This window comes from Streptococcus sp. 32226D021BW (genome assembly GCF_053545015.1).
Window position 1 is genome coordinate 24,744 of sequence record NZ_JBPPVC010000007.1, and the last position, 20,410, is coordinate 45,153.

The window sequence follows — 20,410 nt, forward strand, 5'->3', positions numbered from 1 at the left end:
AAAATGACAAAATTAAATCGTGTAGTAGTTACAGGCTACGGTCTGACATCTCCAATTGGAAATACACCAGAAGAATTCTGGGATAGCTTGGTCAATGACAAGATTGGGATTGGAAAGATTACCAAGTTTGACACTAGTGACTATACTGTCCATAATGCAGCGGAAATCAAGGATTTTCCTTTTGACAAATACTTCGTTAAAAAAGATACCAACCGCTATGACAATTACTCCCTCTATGCTCTCTATGCAGCTCGTGAGGCAGTAACCAATGCTGGTCTGGATACAGAAGCGGTTGACAGCGACCGTTTCGGTGTTATCTTGTCAACTGGTATCGGTGGGATTTTGGAAATTGAAGAGCAGGTTGCTCGCATGAACGAAAAAGGACCAAAACGGATTCGCCCGATGGCTCTTCCGAAGGCTTTGCCCAATATGGCGGCTGGAAATATTGCCATGCAGGTCGGTGCCAATGGTGTCTGCAAGTGTGTCATCACAGCCTGTGCTTCGTCAAACGATGCCTTGGGTGAAGCCTTCCGTGAAATCAAGTTTGGCTTCCAAGATGTTATGCTGGCAGGTGGTTCAGAAGCGGCTATTACGCCTTTTGCAATCGGTGGCTTCCAAGCCCTGACGGCCATGTCTACAACAGATGATCCGAGCCGTGCTTCTATTCCCTTTGACAAGGATCGCAATGGTTTTGTTATGGGAGAAGGTGCTGCGGTCTTGGTCTTGGAAAGTTTGGAGCACGCAGAAGCACGTGGGGCAACCATCTTGGCTGAAATTGTTGGTTACGGAAATACCTGCGATGCCCACCACATGACCTCTCCACACCCAGAAGGTTTGGGTGCTATCAAGGCTATGAAGTTGGCCATTTCAGAAGCAGGTTTGGAGCCAGCTGATATTGACTACATCAATGCCCATGGAACTTCGACACCGGCTAATGAAAAAGGGGAAAGTCAAGCTATCGTATCTGTCTTTGGCAAGAACACGCCAGTTTCTTCCACCAAGTCCTTCACAGGTCACTTGTTGGGGGCGGCAGGTGCCGTTGAAGCAGCAGCTGTTATTGAGGCGATGCGTCATTCTTACGCACCGAAGACAGCTGGTACGACAGAATTGTCTGACTACATTGAGGCAGATGTCATCTACGGTCAAGGTCGTGACATGGAAATCCGTCATGCCATTTCAAATACATTTGGCTTTGGAGGTCACAACTCGGTGATTGCCTTCAAGCGTTGGGAGGCCTAAGTGAATATTACAGAAATAAAGGACTTGATGAGTCAGTTTGACCAGTCAAGTTTACGAGAATTTTCATATAGCAATGCTGGGGAAACCTTGCATTTTAGTAAAAACCAGCAGGCAACAGTGGCACCAAGTCCAGCGGTAGAAGCTCCGCTTGCTCCAGTAGTTGCAGCAAGCCCAGCCCCTGTGCTAGCAGTTGAAACCAGTGAGGCAACTCCAGCAGAAGTTAGCTCTGTGGCAGAGGGTGCGGTAGTGGAAAGTCCGCTTGTTGGTGTGGCCTATTTGTCACCAGCCCCTGACAAGCCAGCCTTTGTAGCAGTCGGCGATACGGTCAAAAAAGGCCAGACCCTCATGATTATCGAAGCCATGAAGGTCATGAACGAAGTACCAGCTGACCGTGACGGTATAGTCACAGAGATTTTGGTGGCCAACCAAGACGTTGTAGAATTTGGACAAGGATTGGTACGCATCAAATGATTGATATTGTAAAAATTAAAGAGGCTCTTCCTCATCGCTATCCTATGCTCTTGGTCGATCGTGTCCTTGAAGTATCAGAAGATGAGATTGTCGCCCTTAAAAATGTGACCATTAACGAGCCCTTCTTCAACGGGCATTTCCCAGACTATCCTGTCATGCCAGGCGTTCTCATCATGGAGGCTTTGGCACAAACCGCAGGTGTCTTGGAGTTGTCCAAGGAAGAAAACAAGGGCAAGCTGGTATTTTATGCCGGTATGGACAAGGTCAAATTTAAAAAGCAAGTTGTACCTGGTGACCAGTTGATCATGACCGCTAAATTTGTCAAACGCCGTGGAACCATTGCGGTCGTTGAAGCAAAGGCAGAGGTGGACGGAAAACTGGCTGCGTCGGGGACGTTGACTTTTGCTATTGGGAAATAATACTCTTCGAAAATCAAACTCAGCCGTTGTTGACTTGATTTGATGAGTGTCAAGCTCCAGTGGAGCTTGACAGCCTGCTACTTTCTTAAGATAAGAAAGTAGCAGGAGTATATCTGCTCTTGGAGAAACGAACTCCGTTCGCTCTATCTCCAACCTCCAAAGGTTTCCCAAACCTTTGGAGCTAGCCTGATTTTGATTTTCATTGAGTATGAATCGGTCCGTTATTTTAAGGGCTGAGCTTGTGATAAATAATTATTCTATGTTAAAAAGGAGATAGGATTCATCATGTTTGAGAAGATTTTGATTGCCAATCGTGGTGAGATTGCGGTGCGGATTATTCGTGCGGCCAGAGAGTTGGGGATTGCGACGGTGGCTGTCTATTCAGAGGCTGACAAGGAAGCCCTCCACACCATGTTGGCAGATGAGGCTGTCTGTATCGGACCTGCTCGTTCGACAGACTCCTATCTCAATATGCAGGCTGTTATCTCGGCGGCTGTTGTGACAGGTGCCCAGGCCATTCATCCTGGCTTTGGATTTTTGAGTGAAAACTCCAAATTCGCCACCCTCTGTGAAGAGGTTGGTATCAAGTTCATCGGACCTTCTGGTACGGTCATGGATACCATGGGCGACAAAATCAATGCACGGGCAGAGATGATGAAGGCTCAAGTCCCTGTCATTCCAGGATCAGACGGTGAAGTCTTAACCAGCCAAGAAGCTCTTGCAATCGCTGAGAAGATTGGTTACCCCGTCATGCTCAAGGCATCGGCAGGTGGTGGCGGTAAGGGGATTCGTAAGGTTGAAAAAGCCGAAGACCTAGTTCCAGCCTTCGAATCAGCTTCCAGCGAAGCCAAGGCAGCCTTTGGCAACGGAGCCATGTATATGGAGCGTGTTGTCTATCCAGCCCGGCATATCGAGGTGCAGATTTTAGCGGACCAACACGGCCATGTCATCCATCTGGGAGAACGGGATTGTTCCCTTCAGCGTAACAATCAAAAGGTCTTGGAAGAAGCTCCCTCCATCGCCATTGGTCAGACCATGCGGGACCGTATCGGTCAAGCAGCGGTGCGGGCAGCCCAGTCTGTTGGCTATGAAAATGCGGGAACCATTGAGTTCCTCTTGGACGAAGCCAAGGGCGAATTTTACTTCATGGAAATGAACACACGGGTGCAGGTAGAACATCCTGTAACTGAGTTTGTAACCGGTGTAGATATTGTCAAGGAGCAAATCAAGATTGCGGCTGGACAGGAACTCAGTGTCCGCCAAGAAGATGTAAAGATTACTGGTCATGCCATTGAATGCCGGATCAATGCTGAAAATCCAGCCTTCAACTTCGCCCCAAGTCCAGGAAAGATTTCCAATCTCTACCTGCCAAGCGGAGGAGTCGGTCTGCGTGTAGATTCAGCTGTTTACCCAGGCTATACCATTCCGCCTTACTATGATTCGATGATTGCCAAGGTCATCGTGCATGGGGAAAATCGTTTTGAAGCCCTGATGAAGATGCAACGGGCTCTCTATGAATTGGAAATTGACGGAGTGGTGACCAATACAGACTTCCAGCTGGACTTGATTTCAGATAAGCGTGTGGTGGCAGGTGACTACGATACTGCCTATCTCATGGAGGAATTTTTACCTCGCTATCAAGCAGAATTATAGTCTTTTAGTTTACTTTTAGTACTAGGCAACGAGCCGCAGGCATAACTGGAGTTAGGCAAGGCGAGTTAACGAAGTAATAAAAGAAAAACTAAATGACGATAAAAAAGTAAACTAGGAGAATGCAATGGCTTTGTTTCGCAAAAAGGACAAATATATCCGCATCAATCCCAATCGTTCGCGGATAGAGTCGGCACCTCAAGCAAAGCCAGAGGTGCCAGATGAACTCTTTTCCAAATGTCCTGCTTGTAAGGTCATCCTTTACAAAAATGATTTGGGATTAGAGAAAACCTGTCAACACTGTTCCTATAATTTTCGGATTACAGCCCAGGAACGCCTGGCATTGACAGTAGATGACAGTTCGTTTGAGGAATTGTTTACAGGGATTGAAACAACTAATCCGCTGGACTTCCCCAATTATCTAGAGAAATTGGCAGCCACCCGTCAAAAGACAGGTTTGGACGAGGCTGTTTTGACAGGCAAGGCGACCATCGGCGGTCAACCAGTTGCCCTTGGTATCATGGATTCGCACTTTATCATGGCTTCTATGGGCACGGTGGTCGGTGAAAAAATCACCCGCCTCTTTGAGTTGGCGATTGAAGAGCGTTTGCCAGTTGTCCTCTTTACAGCTTCTGGTGGTGCTCGCATGCAGGAGGGCATTATGAGTCTAATGCAAATGGCCAAAATTTCAGCTGTAGTAAAACGTCATTCTAATGCGGGTCTCTTTTACTTGACGGTCTTGACTGACCCTACAACAGGAGGTGTGACGGCTAGTTTTGCTATGGAAGGTGATATTATCTTGGCTGAGCCACAGACCCTGGTTGGATTCGCAGGGCGGCGCGTGATTGAGTCAACAGTACGGGAAAATTTGCCAGACGATTTCCAGAAGGCTGAATTTTTACAAGAACATGGCTTTGTTGATGCCATTGTCAAACGCCAGGATTTACCAGCGACCATTAGTCGCTTGCTGAGAATGCATGGAGGTGTGAGATGACCAGTGATATTGCACGTATGATCCGTTTGGCACGCGACCAGGCTCGCCTGACCACCTTAGACTATGCCACACAACTCTTCGATGATTTTATTGAGTTACATGGTGACCGAAACTTCCGCGATGACGGTGCTGTGGTCGGTGGTATCGGCTTTCTAGCAGGTCAGCCTGTGACAGTTATTGGAATACAAAAAGGCAAGAACCTCCAGGACAACCTCAAACGCAACTTTGGGCAGCCTCATCCTGAAGGTTACCGCAAGGCCCTTCGCCTTATGAAGCAGGCGGAGAAGTTCGGTCGTCCCGTTGTCACCTTTATCAATACCGCTGGAGCCTATCCAGGTGTCGGTGCCGAGGAGCGTGGACAGGGCGAGGCCATTGCCCGCAACCTCATGGAGATGAGCGACCTCAAGGTGCCTATTATCGCCATCATCATAGGTGAGGGAGGATCTGGTGGGGCTCTTGCTCTAGCGGTGGCAGACCAGGTCTGGATGCTGGAAAACTCCATGTACGCCGTCCTCAGCCCCGAAGGTTTCGCCTCTATCCTCTGGAAAGACGGCAGTCGGGCTATGGAAGCGGCAGAACTCATGAAGATCACCTCTTATGAGTTGGAGAAACTCCAAGTGGTCGATCGGGTTGTTTTGGAAAATGGCAGAGCGACCAAGGAAGTGCTGGCTGACATCAAGGAAAACCTAGTCAGCCAGTTGGCTTTCTTACAATCCTTACCACTTGAACAACTACTCGAAAACCGCTATAAACGATTCAGAAAATACTAGGAAGACCTAGTATTTTTTTGCTAGATTTGATACAATGGATTAAATAATTTTCAGGAGGTTTTCCATGTTAGTAAAAGCAGATTTATCAAACGCAGAAGAATTACTGCCCATTCAGCACCGAGCCTTTGCATCCCTCTATGAAACCTATCAGGACCAGTACAACCCAGCCATTGAAACTATGGACTATTTCCAATTACGCTTTGCACGACCAAATTGCACCTACTATAAGATTGTTGAGAAAGGGCACACAGTCGGACTAGTACGAACAACAGTCGCTGAAGATGCTGACCAGGGCTGGCTAGGTCTGATTGGCATTGATCCAGACCACAGAGGAAAAGGCTATGGGCACAAGGCAATGCTCGAATTGGAAAGCCTTTATCCGACAGTTAGACGCTGGGTGCTCTGCACGGTTTTGCAGGAGTCTAAATTAGTTTCTTTCTACGAAAAGCTCGGCTACAAGGCCATCAAAACAGAGCCTGAACAAGAAGGCATGGATATGGTCTATATGGAGAAGTGGATAAGATAGGAGGTTAGAAATGCTAGAAACATTCAGTCAACGATTGGAATGGCTTTGTCGGAAAATCTGGATTTTACTGCTGGCCTTTCTATTGTTGCTACTCGATCATATTCCAATTTCCATATTGGAACAATCAACCTCGCCAGTCGCTCAATGGACTGCAGGTCTATCTTCTATTGGAATTATGGTCTTTATGTGTTGGTTGGCAGAAAGGAAAGGGCTCACCATTTGGGATAGAAAAATCTTAACTTGGAAGGGTCTGAGTATTGTTTTTTTAACCTATAGTGTGGCCCAGTTATTCAAGTATCTCGGACAGTTTATCATGGACCTTCAAGGGATTGAAGACACAACTAATCAGATTGGCATTGAAAAGTTGTTACAAACGATTCCTTTTTGGTTAGCCTTTGTAAGAGTAGCCTGTCAGGCAGCCATTACCGAGGAGATTATTGTCAGAGGTTATCTGTTCAAAAAGTTTTTTGAAAAGCACAAGATTCTGGGAATTGTAGTATCTGGTTTGGTATTTGCTTTCCTGCATGGACCAACAGATTTGGGTTCATGGATCATTTATGCCAGCCCAGGATTTTTAATGGCTTACCTCTACTACAAGACAGATTACCTCATCTATCCCATGGCAGTGCATTTTATCAATAATGCCTGGGCGGTGGTGGCATTTTACTATTTTCAATCAGCATAAAGAAAAGACGATTCCGTTTGGAGTCGTCTTTTGCGTGCTTTAGTTGAGTTCAGACTTGTCTGGTAAAAGTATGGCCAGAATGATATAGGCAGTTAGAAAGGGGAGGTTGGTGACAATGGCCAAGAAAACGACAGCCAAGCGTACGTTTTCTAAATTCCAACCATAGTTTTCATATAGGTCAAAATAATCATAAAGCCCAGCAATGACACCAGCAAATTCCTTGCGGCTTTTATCTTTGTATAACTTCTTTTTCATACTGTTGATCTCCAGATGCTATGGTTTAATCACTTCTACCCCACCCATGTATGGACGGAGAACTTCTGGAATGGTGACAGAACCATCTTCGTTTTGGTAGTTTTCAAGAATAGCAGCTACAGTACGACCAACCGCTAGACCAGATCCGTTAAGGGTGTGGAGCAATTTGACTTTACCGTCAGCAGCATCGCGGTAGCGGATTTGGGCACGACGAGCTTGGAAATCCTCGGTATTTGAACAGCTTGAGATTTCACGGTAGGCATTTTGGGCAGGAATCCAGACTTCCAAGTCATAGGTTTTAGCAGCTGAGAAGCCCATATCGCCTGTACAGAGGGCTAAAACGCGGTATGGCAAGCCTAATTTTTGAAGGATATTTTCTGCGTTTGCTGTCATTTTTTCCAATTCATCATAAGACTGCTCTGGTGTGGCAAATTTGACCATTTCGACCTTGTGGAATTGGTGAAGGCGGATAAGACCACGGGTGTCACGACCAGCAGAACCAGCTTCAGAACGGAAAGATGGGCTCATGGCTGTGAAGTAGATTGGCAGGTCTTTTTCTTCCAAAATCTCGTTGCGGTAGTAGTTGGTCAATGGCACTTCCGCAGTTGGGATGAGGACGAAGTTGGTATCTGCCAACTCAAAAGTATCTTCCTTGAATTTAGGATATTGACCAGTACCGAACATAGAGTCATGGTTGACCATGTAAGGTGTGATGATTTCTTGGTAGCCTTCTGCGATATGCTCGTCCAGCATGAAGTTGTAGAGGGCACGTTCTAAGCGAGCACCCAAGTTCTTGTAGAAGAGGAAGCGGGCACCAGTTACTTTTGCGCCACGTTCCCAGTCCAGAATATCCAGGTCTTCGCCCAAATCCCAGTGAGCTTTTGGCTCGAAAGTGAATTCACGAGGTGTTCCCCAACGGCGAACTTCCACGTTTTCTTCTTCATCGGCACCAACAGGAACAGAATCATGTGGGGTATTTGGAAGAACTGCGAGGATGGCATTTAGTTTTTCATCAATTTCCAAGAGTTCAGCATCCAAGTTTTTTACATCGGCAGACAATTTTTGCATAGCCGCAATCTTGTCATCAGCATTTTCCTTGTTGCGTTTTGCTTGGGCAATCTCCGCAGAAACGGTGTTGCGCTCTGCTTTTAATTCTTCTACAGTAACCAAGATTTCACGGCGCTTTGCATCCAAGTCCTTGATGTTTGCCAAGGTTTCGGCAGCCACACCACGAGTAGCTAATTTGGCAGCCACACCGTCAAAATCTGTACGAATACGTTTGATATCTAACATAGATGTCTCCTTTAGAATAAAAAACACAGAATGAAAGATGCTGGAGCGATAGTTACCGCGGTTCCATCCAGCTTCACATTCTGTGCACTTAATTGTATTTTGGTAATTTCATAACGGTAGAATTTCATATCTCTTGTTTATCTGCTCACAGCGACCGCAGACTTTCTGAAAAACGCCTGATACTACTTATCCGTTTGTCTTATTATACTTGATTTTTTATTTTTTTGCAAATAGATTTGAGATTTTCTGTCCTAGAATTTGCATAAGAGTTGGTAATTTCACAACTTTTTCATTGCCGATATGCTCACGGGCAATTTTTAGGATTTTACCAGAATCTTTAGAAGCAAAAAGGAATTTGCCGCTATCAGTATAAACTTCGAAGTGGCGACTGATTTTCTTGTTGGAAACATTGGCACCGATTTGATCGATAGATGTCCAAGGGATTTGAACATAATTTTCAACGTTGTTATCAGCATAAAATTCCAGAGCTTGATCACCTAGCAGGAACTTGCCCACCGTTCCACCTGCAAGACTGAGATAGGAAACGCCTGTTGTGGATAGTTCGACGTGTTTGTTTAATGATTGTGCCATAGTTACCTCATTTCTTGTTTAATTATACCATAAAACCCCGCATGAGCGGGGTTTCTTAATGGATTACATAATTCCAAATAGGCGAGCTACGATACCGAATGCGAACAAACCAACGATGATAGTGATTGGAGAAACTTTTTTCTTCAACAACCACATACATAGGAAGGTAAGAAGCAAGTGCATGAAGCCTGGGATAAGACCGTCCAAGTTTTGTTGGAAAGTAGTAACTTTAGTTGGAGTTTGTGACAAACCTTGACCAACCAATTCAAAGGCTTTTTGGATACCTTCGTAGCCTTCTGGCAATTTGTCCCACTCGATGTAGGCACCTTCTGAAAGCGGAACTTCAGAAACCGTGAAGTTGAAGCCGATAGATACCCAACGTTGAGCAAGTACGGCAAGGATGAACATACCGAGGATAGAAGCCCCTTTAGTGATGTCTTGGAGGATACCACCTGACATATCCTTAGTGATTTCTTTACCTGATTTGTAACCAAACTCTTGAGTGTACCATAGGAAGCTCATACGGATAGCGTTCCAAAGACCGAAGAAGAGGATTGGGCCAAGGATGTTACCTGACACAGCAAGTGAAGCACCTAAGGCACCGAGGATAGGACGTACTGTAAACCAGAATACTGGGTCACCGATACCAGCGAGAGGTCCCATCATACCGATTTTCACACCTTGGATAGCAGCGTCATCGATGTCAGCACCGTTTGCACGCTCTTCTTCAAGGGCAAGTGTTACACCGACGATAGGTGCAGCAACGTATGGGTGTGTGTTAAAGAATTCCATGTGGCGTTTAAGAGCCGCAATTTGATCTTCTTTCTTAGTGTAAAGTTTTTTGATAGCTGGAACCATTGTGTAAGCCCAACCCAAGTTTTGCATACGCTCAAAGTTCCATGATGCTTGAAGGAAGGTTGAACGCCAGCAAATCGCTTTACGATCTTTTACTGAAAGTTGAATTTTTTCTGTCATGATTGTGTTCTTCCTTTCTTCTTAGTAGTCTTCTAGGATGTCGCCGATTGGATCGTTAGAACCAGCTCCGCCACCGTTTCCACCTTTTTTAGAAAGGTTAAGGTAGATGAAGGCAAGAGATACACCGATAGCACCAAGAGCGATAAGTGTCAATTGGCTAACAGCAGCAAGAGCGAAACCGATAGCGAAGAATGGCCATACTTCACGAGTAGCCATCATGTTGATAACCATAGCGAAACCTACGGCAACAACCATACCACCACCGACGTTCATACCACCTGACAACCAAGCTGGCATAGATTCAAGAGCAGCTTGAACAGCCTCAGTTGGGATAGCAAGAAGAAGGGCAGCAGGAACAGCAATACGAAGACCTTGAAGAGAAAGAGCGATCAAGTGGTAGCGCTCAAGTGCACCGAAATCACCACGTTCTGCAGCAGCATCAGCACCGTGTACAAGGGCAACAGATGCAGTACGCACAAGCATTGTAAGGAAAAGACCTGCAACAGCAAGAGGGATAGCAAGACCTTGAGCAACTGAGATAGCAGTTGCTGAGAAGTCACCACCCTTAATCAAGATGATAGCGGCAGCAACAGAAGCAAGGGCAGCATCTGGTGCAATCGCAGCACCGATGTTTGACCAGCCAAGGGCAACAAGTTGGAGAGTTCCTCCAAGCATAACACCTGCTGTAAGGTTACCGGTAACAAGACCGATGAGAGTACATGCAACGATTGGTTGATGGAATTGGAATTGGTCAAGGACACCTTCCATACCTGCAAGAAAGGCCACAAAAACGACCAAAATTGCAGAAATAATTGAAATATCTGACATAGTTATAATCCTTTCATATTTCTGATAATCACACAGTGTTAATCAATTATTATTTAACATCTGCCTTGTTAATCAAGTCAAACAAATCTTTTGGTGAATCGTTTGGAACTTTACGGACATCGAATTTGACACCAAGTTCACGCAAGCGTTCAAAGGTTGCAACATCGTCCTTATCCATAGAAAGAACAGTGTTCACCATTGTTTTACCTGTTGAGTGAGCCATAGAACCAACGTTCAATTCCTTGATTTCTACGCCACCTTCGATTGCTTCAAGAGCTTCTTGAGGTGTTTCAAAGAGAATCAAAGCGTGTGTGTTACCGAAGCGAGGATCTTTAGAAACCTCAATCAGTTTCTTGATAGGAACAACGTTTGCTTTAACGTTTCCTGGAGCCGCTTGCTTGATCAATTGCTTACGAAGGTCGTCTTGTGCAACTGTATCTGAAGCGACGATGATACGGTCAGCCTTAGAAGCTGGAGTCCAAGCAGTAGCGACCTGACCATGCAAGAGACGAGTATCGATACGAGCTAAGTTGATTTTCAACTTACCATCTCCGATAACAGTCCCTGGAGGGATTGCTCCTTTAGGTGCTTGAGCAGCACTTGCAGCTGGAGCAGCCTCAGCTGGTTGAAGTTCTTCTGGAAGAACCTTGATACCATCTTTGGCTTCCTTGATAATGTTTGCGGCAACCTTTTCAACCCCTGCAGAAGCATCCATTAGACGCTCTGTGTAGGCTTGAATTAGCATTGGCAAGTTAAGTCCAGTGATGATGGCAAATTTACGGTCTGGACGTTCGCCAGCAACGCGACTTGCTTGGTTAAATGGAGAACCACTCCAAAGGTCCGCCAATACCAACACTTCATCATCAGCATCGAATGAGTCAACAGCTGCATTGAGCTTAGCATATAAATCATCTGGTCCTTCACTTGGCATAAAAGTTACAACTTGAACTTTTTCTTGTTCGCCAAAAATCATTTGACCAGACTGATGAATGCCAGCTGCAAATTCACCATGACTTGCAATAATGATTCCAATACTCATTATTGTTCCCCCTAAATTTTTTCTAGTTCCTTTGAAATGTAAAACTAATGAATGGGCTTACATTTTCTTGAACTTGTATATTATAAAACGTTTTCATGTAATTTGTCAAGCTAATTTGTGTTAAAAACAGAAAAAATTTCCGAAATTTTTACATACTATTTTCAGAAATCTGTTGCTGGCTATGCAAAATAAAAGAAAAAAACTGCAGAGGCAGTTCTTTCTTAGAGGAATAATTTTTCTAGTTCTTTGGCAACACCATCTTCGCTATTTGTAAATTCAGTCAAGCGGTCTGCGTGAGGACGAAGGGTATCACTACAGTTTTTCATGGCATAGCTAATGCTAGCGAGTTCCAGCATTTCGACATCATTGTGCTCATCTCCGAAAGCGACTAGATCGCTCGGACTGGCTTGGAAGAGGCTTAAGACATAGCTAAGGGCGGTAGCTTTATTAACTCCTTTAGCACAAGTTTCTAGAATATTTAAGGGACCTCCCCAAGTATTGATTTCCAGTTCATCATTGAAGTAGGCCTTCATTTCCTTGGCAAGCTGATACTTATCTGCAGCCCGTGTTTGCATGAGGATAGAGTGGGGGTCGCTGGTAATCAGCTCAGGTTTAATGAGTGTGTCTGGTGTAATTTGCTCAACTCCCATGAGGGAAGGGTCGATTTTATCTAAATGTTTTTGCGTAATGAAGAATTTATTTTTGTATTCTCCTGCGATAAAGTCTGCTTCAAACCGCTCCTCTTCCTTTAAAAAATCGAGTAGGTATTTTTTATCAATAAGAATATTCTTTTCCCATGCCCATTTTTTCCCGGGAAGGTGAATGAGGGAACCATTGAAGTTAATCATGGGCGTATCCAGCTCTAATTGGTTGTAAAATTGCTCTGCCATACGATAGGGACGACCTGTGGCAATCAAAACGGTATGTCCAGCCTCTTTTACCTTTTTAATAGTAGAAACTGTGTAGTCACTTAGTTGACTATCTTGATTTAGTAAGGTACCATCTAGGTCAATGGAAATAATTTTTTTCTTCATACTTGTCTTATCCTTTTTGAAACTAATAAGTTACAGTATAGCAAAATGCCTGTAGAAAAGCAAAAAGCTAATCGTTTTTAGGATGTGAAGTAAAATCAATAGGAAATATTCGTGAAAAACGAACATTGTTTTAGAAAATAACGTTTTCATACATGAATTGCTTGAAGTATAAAAGTGATTTGTATATAATAGCTATATCGTTCGTAAATAAAAGGAGAATAATTGAAAAATGGAACAGTTTTTTAAACTAAAAGAACATGGAACGACCGTTTCTACTGAAATTATGGCTGGTCTTACGACTTTCTTCGCCATGAGCTATATTTTGTTTGTTAACCCAAGCATCCTCAGTGTTGCTGGTATGCCAACTCAGGCAGTATTCTTGGCAACCATCATTGCCAGCGCGGTTTCAACGCTTGTTATGGGTCTCTTCGCCAATGTTCCTTATGCCTTGGCACCAGGGATGGGCTTGAACGCTTTCTTTACCTATACAGTTGTTATCGGTCTTGGTTTTACTTGGCAAGAAGCTTTGGCTATGGTTTTCCTCTGTGGTTTATTCAATATCTTTATTACAGTTACTAAGGTCCGTAAGAGCATCATTAAGGCTATTCCTATTAGCTTGCAACACGCTATCGGTGGTGGTATCGGTGTATTCGTTGCCTACCTTGGTTTCAAGAACTCTAACTTGATTACCTTCTTGACTTCTGGTTCAGATATTATTACTGTTAACGGAGTTGCTCCTGCAGATGCTACAGCAGAAACTTTCGCAAATGGGGTCTTCTCAGTTTTTGCTGGTGGTGGTGTCGTACCTGGTATTTCAACTTTTACTGATCCAAGTGTTCTCTTGACTGTTTTCGGTCTTCTCTTGACAGCTGTCTTGGTTATTAAAAATGTTCGTGGTGCGATTTTGATTGGTATCCTTGCGACAACCTTGGCAGGTATTCCAGCAGGTGTTGTAGACCTTTCTACAATTGACTTGGCTAATAACAATATTGGAACTGCCTTTGCAGAATTGGGTACAACTTTCCTAGCAGCCTTCGGTGGTTTGTCTTCTCTCTTTGCTGATTCAAGCCGTCTTCCACTTGTTTTGATGACTATCTTTGCCTTCAGCTTGTCAGATACCTTTGATACACTCGGTACCTTTATCGGTACTGGTCGTAAGACAGGTATCTTCTCAGAAGAAGATGAGAAAGCTCTTGAAAATGGTACTGGATTTAACTCTAAGATGGATAGAGCGCTCTTTGCTGATGCTATTGGTACTTCAATTGGTGCTATTTTCGGTACATCTAATACAACGACTTATGTTGAGTCTGCGGCAGGTATCTCTGCGGGTGGTCGTACTGGTTTGACAGCTGTTACGACAGCAGTTCTATTCTTGCTTTCAATCCTTATCTTGCCATTTATCGGCATTGTCCCAGCAGCTGCAACAGCTCCAGCCTTGATTATCGTCGGTGTTATGATGGTTTCATCATTCCTTGATGTTGATTGGAGCCACTTTGAAGATGCGCTTCCAGCCTTCTTTGCAGCATTCTTCATGGCACTCTGCTTCTCTATCTCATACGGTATTGCAGCAGCCTTCATCTTCTATTGCTTGGTAAAAATTTCAACTGGTAAAACAAAAGAAATTCACCCAATCCTTTGGGGAGCAACTGCCCTCTTCATTCTTAACTTTATCATTCTTGCCTTCTTATAAGAAGATAAACAACTAACATTTATTTATCTGAGCTGACTGCTTTAAGTGGTCAGCTTTTGTGTTTGCTTATTATTTGTACGAGAAGAAGTAGTCATTTCTTCTAGTTACTGTTCTCGATTAGGTAGACTTTAGTACAAGTTATCGCTCTTTAGTTTTCTATTTATTGCTATAATACTTCTTGTATTCTATCACCTGTCAATATCAGATTGGAGTTTGCAACTTTGTTTCTATAACTCCGAACTCTTAAACTTGTTTGCGAGTTTTTGGCTCGGGTAAAATCAATCCTTGGACACTTATCCTACCGAATTTTGAACTTGCCTTGTTGCACTCTGTCAAATAGAGGCTGTTCAAGACATTTAGTGGGCTGTTTCAAGTTCACCTATAAATATGAAAGAATTGGTTTATGTCAGTGGAATTTGATGAGGAGGGTCTCAAAAACATTATCTATATTTTGGGGAGTGAGAAGGGTTAGGAAGTGTTGACAAATTTTTCTTCCTGATACTGCTGGAAATGGCATTTGTCCTGTCTATTTTATTCGAATGCCTATCACTTATCTCAATCATATTTGGGTTTCTTGCCATCGAAAAAAGACTTGGAAGGTGTCTTCTAAAACACTTTTCAAGTCTTTTTGGTGTTCTATCTACCAGTTACGCTTGATAAATTTCCTTGGTAGTGGTTAAAGAGAGAGTGTGTAGCCTTGTGGACATAACGGGCAGTTTCCGCGTTGTTCATGGTGTAGAGGTGGACACCAGCTACATCGTTGGTCACTAGGTCGACAATCTGATCAACTGCGTAAGCCAAGCCTGCTGCACGAAGTGACTCAGGATTGTGCTCATATTTTTCTAAGATAGCTTTGAACTTGCGTGGCAAGCGAATGTTTTCACAGGTTTTCAAGAGACGAAGTGCCTGATTCCTGTTGATGATAGGCATAATACCTGCGATAATCGGCACTTCGATGTCCGCTAGCGAACATTTCTCTTGAAACTCATAGAAGGCCTCGTTATCAAAGAAGAGCTGGGTTACCAAACTTGAGCAGCCTGCATCAACCTTCTTTTTCAAATTTTTGATGTCAGTTACAGAGTTTTGGGACTCAGGGTGTACTTCTGGATAACAAGCTCCAATGATATCAAAGTGGGGAGCCTCTTGTTTGATGAAGGAAACGAGATCCGTTGCATATTGGAAGTCCTCTTTGGGTGGAAGTCCATCGATAATATCTCCACGCAGGGCTAAAATTTGATGCACTCCGACCTCATCAAGTGATTGAAGGACAGATTTGACCTTTTCTTTGGTCAAATATGCTGCTGGTAGGTGGGCAATGGTAGGAATGCCCAACTCGTTGCGAACATGGTTGACCAGGCGAACAGTGGTTTCTTCAATATTGAGGTTGTTATTACTACAGGTAACACTGATAAAATGAGGGGCCAAACCCTGCATCTGATCAAGGGTTTGGATAATCTTTTCATTGCCTACTTCTGGTTTTGGAGGAAAAATTTCAAATGATAGACTTGGGGTTTGACCGATCATATTTTAGAGTTCCTTTCTGGCTGCCTTAGCTGCTTGGGTCAAGTGGATAAGGCTAGCTTTTGTTTCTGATTCGCCACGCGTTTTAAGACCGCAGTCTGGGTTAATCCAAACTTTTTCTTTCGGTACTTTTGCAAGGATGGCTTGGATAGTGTGTGCAATTTCAGCAACTGCAGGGACACGTGGAGAGTGGATGTCATAGACACCAGGACCTACCTGAGTTTGGAAGTTCTTAGCCTTAAGTTCGTCCAGGATGACAAGGTTTGAACGGCTAGCTTCAAAGGAGATAACATCCGCATCCATGTTGTCGATGGCTGGAATGATGTCTGTAAATTCGCTATAGCACATGTGAGTGTGGATTTGTGTATCTGGCGCAACAGTTGAGTGCACCAAACGGAAGGCTGGAATTGCCCAATCCAGATATTCGCTGTACCAGTCGCTACGACGGAGTGGTAGTTTTTCACGAAGGGCTGCTTCATCAATTTGGATAATCTTGATACCTGCTGCTTCAAGGTCAAGAACTTCTTCCTTGATAGCAAGGGCAATTTGAAGAGTTGATTCTTTGATAGAGATATCTTCACGTGGGAAGGACCAGTTGAGGATGGTTACAGGACCTGTCAACATCCCTTTGACTGGTTTGTTGGTACGGCTTTGAGCATAGCTAGACCATTTGACAGTAATAGGGTTCAAGCGAGTAACATCACCCCAGATGATTGGTGGTTTAACTCCACGCATACCGTAGGATTGTACCCAACCGTTTTTACTGAAGAGGTAGCCAGACAGGTTTTCACCGAAGTATTCTACCATGTCGTTACGTTCGAACTCACCGTGTACAAGCACGTCGAAGTCAACTTCTTCCTGCCAAGCAATCCATTCATCTGTTTGAGCTTTGACAAATGCATCGTATTCTACTTCCGAGATGTTTCCTTTACGGAAGGCCAAACGTGTGCTACGAACTTCCTTGGTTTGAGGGAAGGAACCGATGGTAGTTGTTGGAAGAAGTGGTAGGTTCAATTTTTCGCGTTGAATGGCCTCACGTTCTGCAAAAACAGGCAGGCGAGTGTAGTCTTCATCTGTCAAACCTGCCAAGCGGTCTGCAAGGGCGGCATCACGACCAACACGCTCAAGGGCAAAGAGTTCCTTGTTAGCAGTGAGAGCTGCATCACCTTGTCCTGTACGGATGGCATCCAAGTCGCGCAATTCACTCAATTTTTCAACTGCAAAAGCGAAGTGGTTAAGGATAGCTGGTTCAAATTCTTCATTGGCTGTTGTAAATGGTACATGAAGTAGGGAGCAAGACGTTGTCAAAACAAGATTTTCAGCTGGGATAGCATCAAGTACAGCCAGGCTCTTTTCATAATTGTTGCGCCAGATGTTCTTACCGTTGACGATACCTGCGTAGAGTGTTTTATCAGCTGGGAAGCCTGTCGCAACAAGTGCAGCAGTTTCCTTACCTTCTACAAAGTCAAGACCGATGGCATCGACTGGTAGGTTTGTCAATTCAGTGTAGATATCACGAACATCACCGAAGTAGGTTTGGATAAGGACTTGCAAGCCTTTCTTATTTGCTAAGAGAGTTTGGTAGATACGTTGGAAAAGGGCTTTTTCTTCTGCAGTCAAGTCTTTGACCAAGCTAGGCTCGTCTAACTGGATTTTCTCAGCACCAAGCTCAGCCAATTTTGCAAATACTTGTCCGTAGGCAGCAACTAAGCTGTCAGCGAAATCAGAAGCAGTTAAACCTTCTTCAAAATCAGTTAATTGCAAGAGTGTGAATGGGCCAATCAAAACTGGACGAGTTGTGATACCCAAGTCTTTTGCTTCTTGGAATTCATCGAAAATCTTATGACCTGCTAGTTTAATCTCAGTATCTTTTTCAATGGCTGGAACGATGTAGTGGTAGTTGGTGTTGAACCATTTTTTCATGGGTCTAGCACGAACGTCACCCTTATCTCCTTGGTAGCCACGCGCCAAGGCAAAGTATTTTTCAAGATCTGTCAAATCAAGGTCCTGAACAGCTTTGGGTACGATGTTGAAGAGAACAGCTGTATCCAAAACATTGTCATAGTGAGAGAAGTCGTTGCTTGGGATTTCAGTAATGCCCGCTGCTTTGACAATGTTCCAGTGCTTGGCACGCAAGTCTTTAGCTGCGGTCAAGAGTTCTTCTTGTGGAATTTCATTTCTAAAGTATTTTTCAGTAATAAATTTTAATTCGCGGTGTTCGCCGATACGTGGGAAGCCGATAATAGTTGTTGTCATAGGATTTCCTCCAAAATATTTCTATGCTCATATCCTAACAGAAAAAACACCACTTGTATAATTGTAAAAAATTAGAGGATGCTATAAGTTTTGGCTATAACAAACTGGGGCGAGATGGGTTTAGACACTCTTTCTTCTATATAAAAGCCTGAAATACGGCTATTTATTCATATCGTATTTTCTGGTCTTGGAACTGGTATAGTTTTTTCTTATGTGAGCGATAGGTTTTATCTATGAGATGGTAGAGAGGAATTGAAATCATGATTTATATGTATCCTTGATAAATATTTTCTAATCGGTCTATAAAACTTCTATATTAGACAGACTTAGCTGGTCGTGTTACAATGTAGAAAATCACAGAAAGGAGTTTTTTTATGGGAAAGGTGATTATTGGTATTTCAGGTAATGAGCAAGAATTTCCAACAAAATCTGGTCGCGTTTATGTAACGGTAGCGCGTGAATTGGCAGATAGTGTCCGTCAGGCTGGTGGTGTGCCACTGGTTATTCCCATGGGAACTCCGGACTTAGCCAAGGATTATATCGATATGATTGACAAGTTGATTTTATCCGGTGGTCAGCATGTGGATCCAAGTTTGTATGGTCAAAAACGTTTGATAGATAGTGAGGATTACCTCTTGGAGCGGGATGAGTTTGAATTGGCCTTGATTAAAGAAGCGCTTCGGCAAGGAAAACCAATTTTTGCAGTCTGCCGAGGGATGCAGTTGCTCAATGTTGCTCTAGGTGGAAGTTTAGAGCAGGAAGTGGCTGACCATTGGCAAGAGGATATAGAAGGAACTTCGCATCGTTTGCAGGTTAAACCTAAAAGTCGTGTCAGTCAATTGTTCGCGCAGGGCAGTCAAATCAATTCCTTTCATCATCAACGGATCAAGGATTTGGCGCCAGGCTTAGTGACAACTGGACTAGATCCACGAGATGGGACCATTGAGGTCTATGAAAGCAAGGGGAAACAGGCCTTGTTTGGTATTCAATGGCACCCAGAGTTTTTATACAAGGATTGCAAGCAACACAGAGATTTGTTTCAGTATTTGGTGGATGTGTTTTAAGAGGGAAATGACTTCCCTCTTTTTATTATCAATTCTTATAATTGCAAGAGTATTTGTTATAAGTAAAAATTATAACATTCTATAAAAAAAGCCAATTAGCCAGATAGTCTTTTCTGTGTTAAGATAGATTCAGCTCAAAAATTAAGGAGATATTCTTATGAAATTAAAAAAATTGTTTAGTTTAGCAGCAGCTGCCTTATCAGTAGGTGTTCTTGCTGCATGTGGTAGCTCGTCTTCTAGCTCTTCATCTGATTCTTCAGCGACAACTGTTCGTGTTGGTGTGATGAGCTTGAGCGAATCAGAAGAAGCACGTTGGAACAAAATCCAAGAAATTCTTGGTGATGAAGTGAAATTGGAGTTTACTCAATTTACAGACTATTCACAGCCAAACAAGGCGGTAGCTGAAAACGAAGTAGACATCAACGCATTCCAGCACTATAACTTCTTGAATAACTGGAATGAAGAAAATGGTGAAGACTTGGTCGCTATTGCGGATACTTATATCTCACCAATCCGTCTTTACTCAGGTACAGCTGATGGCAAGAACAAGTACACGAAAGTGGAAGAAATTCCTGATGGTGCTGAAATTGCGGTTCCAAACGACCCAACAAACGAAAGTCGCGCCCTTTACCTTCTTCAAGCAGCAGGTTTGATCAAGGTTGGTGTATCTGGTACAGAATTGGCAACGATTGCTGATATTACTGAAAACAAGAAAAACTTGAAGATTACTGAGTTGGATGCAAGCCAAACAGCAAGCTCACTTAGCTCTGTTGATGCAGCGGTTGTAAACAACACCTTCGTATTGGAAGCTGGCTTGGATTACAAGAATGCCCTTTATAAGGAGCAAAAAGATGAAAACTCAGCACAATGGTATAACTTGATTGCCGCTCGTAGCGATTGGGAAGAATCAGAACAGGCAGCAGCGATTAAGAAAATTATCGAAGCCTACCACACAGATGAAGTGAAAGAAGTCATTGAAACAACATCAGATGGTATGGATGAGCCAGTTTGGTAAAATGCAAATAGGTCGAGGACTGGACAGAATTGTTCAGCCCTCTATCTGTTTTTATAGAGATAAGACAATCTCTTAACTAAAGTTAGAAATACCAT

The 20,410-nt window shown here is 43.6% G+C and carries 20 protein-coding genes; 11 read left to right on the forward strand and 9 right to left on the reverse strand.

The window, feature by feature from the left end; all coding sequences use genetic code 11:
* Positions 1-3 precede the first annotated feature (3 nt).
* The 8 genes from fabF to ACEE44_RS05765 all read left to right on the forward strand — a co-directional run bounded on the left by fabF (position 4) and on the right by ACEE44_RS05765 (position 6,754).
* Entirely contained in the window at positions 4-1,239 is a 1,236-nt protein-coding gene (fabF, locus tag ACEE44_RS05730) for a beta-ketoacyl-ACP synthase II (protein ID WP_449171574.1), read from the forward strand.
* Positions 1,240-1,710: an acetyl-CoA carboxylase biotin carboxyl carrier protein gene (gene accB, locus ACEE44_RS05735; protein WP_449171575.1), complete on the forward strand. Its 471-nt coding sequence runs from the start codon at positions 1,240-1,242 to the stop codon at positions 1,708-1,710.
* Positions 1,707-2,129 carry a 3-hydroxyacyl-ACP dehydratase FabZ gene (gene fabZ / locus ACEE44_RS05740; RefSeq protein WP_172004448.1) on the forward strand — a complete coding sequence of 141 codons (423 nt, stop codon included), beginning with the start codon at positions 1,707-1,709 and terminating at the stop codon, positions 2,127-2,129. The genes accB and fabZ overlap by 4 nt, the downstream gene beginning before the upstream one ends.
* 285 nt (positions 2,130-2,414) lie before the next feature.
* Complete coding sequence (locus ACEE44_RS05745) at positions 2,415-3,782, forward strand: acetyl-CoA carboxylase biotin carboxylase subunit (protein WP_449171576.1); 1,368 nt, start codon at positions 2,415-2,417, stop codon at positions 3,780-3,782.
* Between the two features lie 124 nt (positions 3,783-3,906).
* The gene (gene accD / locus ACEE44_RS05750; protein WP_449171577.1) at positions 3,907-4,773 is read left to right on the forward strand and encodes an acetyl-CoA carboxylase, carboxyltransferase subunit beta; all 867 of its coding nucleotides are present in this window, start codon (positions 3,907-3,909) and stop codon (positions 4,771-4,773) included.
* Positions 4,770-5,543, forward strand: a complete 774-nt coding sequence (locus ACEE44_RS05755) for an acetyl-CoA carboxylase carboxyl transferase subunit alpha (RefSeq protein WP_449171578.1) — start codon at positions 4,770-4,772, stop codon at positions 5,541-5,543. The genes accD and ACEE44_RS05755 overlap by 4 nt, the downstream gene beginning before the upstream one ends.
* A 64-nt stretch (positions 5,544-5,607) precedes the next feature.
* A complete protein-coding gene (locus tag ACEE44_RS05760; protein ID WP_449171579.1) occupies positions 5,608-6,069 on the forward strand; it encodes a GNAT family N-acetyltransferase in 462 nt (153 codons plus the stop codon).
* Between the two features lie 10 nt (positions 6,070-6,079).
* Complete coding sequence (locus ACEE44_RS05765) at positions 6,080-6,754, forward strand: CPBP family intramembrane glutamic endopeptidase (protein ID WP_449171580.1); 675 nt, start codon at positions 6,080-6,082, stop codon at positions 6,752-6,754.
* Positions 6,755-6,793: 39 nt separating this feature from the next.
* Here the strand turns inward: ACEE44_RS05765 and ACEE44_RS05770 are convergent, their stop codons facing one another.
* The 7 genes from ACEE44_RS05770 to ACEE44_RS05800 form a co-directional block, all read right to left on the reverse strand.
* Positions 6,794-7,009, reverse strand: coding sequence for a PspC domain-containing protein (locus ACEE44_RS05770; protein WP_332411899.1), 216 nt, complete (start codon positions 7,007-7,009; stop codon positions 6,794-6,796).
* Positions 7,010-7,027: 18 nt separating this feature from the next.
* Positions 7,028-8,302 (reverse strand): serine--tRNA ligase, encoded by a 1,275-nt coding sequence (gene serS / locus ACEE44_RS05775; protein ID WP_449171581.1) that lies wholly within the window; start codon positions 8,300-8,302, stop codon positions 7,028-7,030.
* Positions 8,303-8,518: 216 nt separating this feature from the next.
* A complete protein-coding gene (locus tag ACEE44_RS05780) occupies positions 8,519-8,893 on the reverse strand; it encodes a DUF956 family protein (RefSeq protein WP_105144978.1) in 375 nt (124 codons plus the stop codon).
* Between the two features lie 63 nt (positions 8,894-8,956).
* Positions 8,957-9,868, reverse strand: coding sequence for a PTS system mannose/fructose/sorbose family transporter subunit IID (locus tag ACEE44_RS05785; RefSeq protein ID WP_099868573.1), 912 nt, complete (start codon positions 9,866-9,868; stop codon positions 8,957-8,959).
* 21 nt (positions 9,869-9,889) lie between these two features.
* Positions 9,890-10,696 carry a PTS mannose/fructose/sorbose transporter subunit IIC gene (locus ACEE44_RS05790; protein WP_105118523.1) on the reverse strand — a complete coding sequence of 269 codons (807 nt, stop codon included), beginning with the start codon at positions 10,694-10,696 and terminating at the stop codon, positions 9,890-9,892.
* 49 nt (positions 10,697-10,745) lie between these two features.
* Positions 10,746-11,735: a PTS sugar transporter subunit IIB gene (locus tag ACEE44_RS05795; protein WP_105118522.1), complete on the reverse strand. Its 990-nt coding sequence runs from the start codon at positions 11,733-11,735 to the stop codon at positions 10,746-10,748.
* A gap of 221 nt (positions 11,736-11,956) precedes the next feature.
* Complete coding sequence (locus tag ACEE44_RS05800; protein WP_449171582.1) at positions 11,957-12,769, reverse strand: Cof-type HAD-IIB family hydrolase; 813 nt, start codon at positions 12,767-12,769, stop codon at positions 11,957-11,959.
* 229 nt (positions 12,770-12,998) lie between these two features.
* Between ACEE44_RS05800 and ACEE44_RS05805 the strand changes: the two genes are divergently transcribed.
* Positions 12,999-14,459, forward strand: coding sequence for an NCS2 family permease (locus ACEE44_RS05805; protein WP_105118521.1), 1,461 nt, complete (start codon positions 12,999-13,001; stop codon positions 14,457-14,459).
* A 636-nt stretch (positions 14,460-15,095) separates the two neighbouring features.
* On the opposite strand, the gene metF is transcribed toward ACEE44_RS05805, so the two are convergent.
* Together metF and metE are read right to left on the reverse strand one after the other, a co-directional pair.
* The gene (metF, locus tag ACEE44_RS05810; RefSeq protein WP_105144982.1) at positions 15,096-15,983 is read right to left on the reverse strand and encodes a methylenetetrahydrofolate reductase [NAD(P)H]; all 888 of its coding nucleotides are present in this window, start codon (positions 15,981-15,983) and stop codon (positions 15,096-15,098) included.
* 3 nt (positions 15,984-15,986) lie between these two features.
* Positions 15,987-18,236: a 5-methyltetrahydropteroyltriglutamate--homocysteine S-methyltransferase gene (metE, locus tag ACEE44_RS05815; RefSeq protein ID WP_449171583.1), complete on the reverse strand. Its 2,250-nt coding sequence runs from the start codon at positions 18,234-18,236 to the stop codon at positions 15,987-15,989.
* 374 nt (positions 18,237-18,610) lie between these two features.
* Between metE and ACEE44_RS05820 the strand changes: the two genes are divergently transcribed.
* Positions 18,611-19,300 (forward strand): gamma-glutamyl-gamma-aminobutyrate hydrolase family protein, encoded by a 690-nt coding sequence (locus ACEE44_RS05820; RefSeq protein ID WP_449171584.1) that lies wholly within the window; start codon positions 18,611-18,613, stop codon positions 19,298-19,300.
* A gap of 157 nt (positions 19,301-19,457) precedes the next feature.
* Complete coding sequence (locus ACEE44_RS05825) at positions 19,458-20,315, forward strand: MetQ/NlpA family ABC transporter substrate-binding protein (RefSeq protein ID WP_449171585.1); 858 nt, start codon at positions 19,458-19,460, stop codon at positions 20,313-20,315.
* Positions 20,316-20,410: the final 95 nt, after the last annotated feature.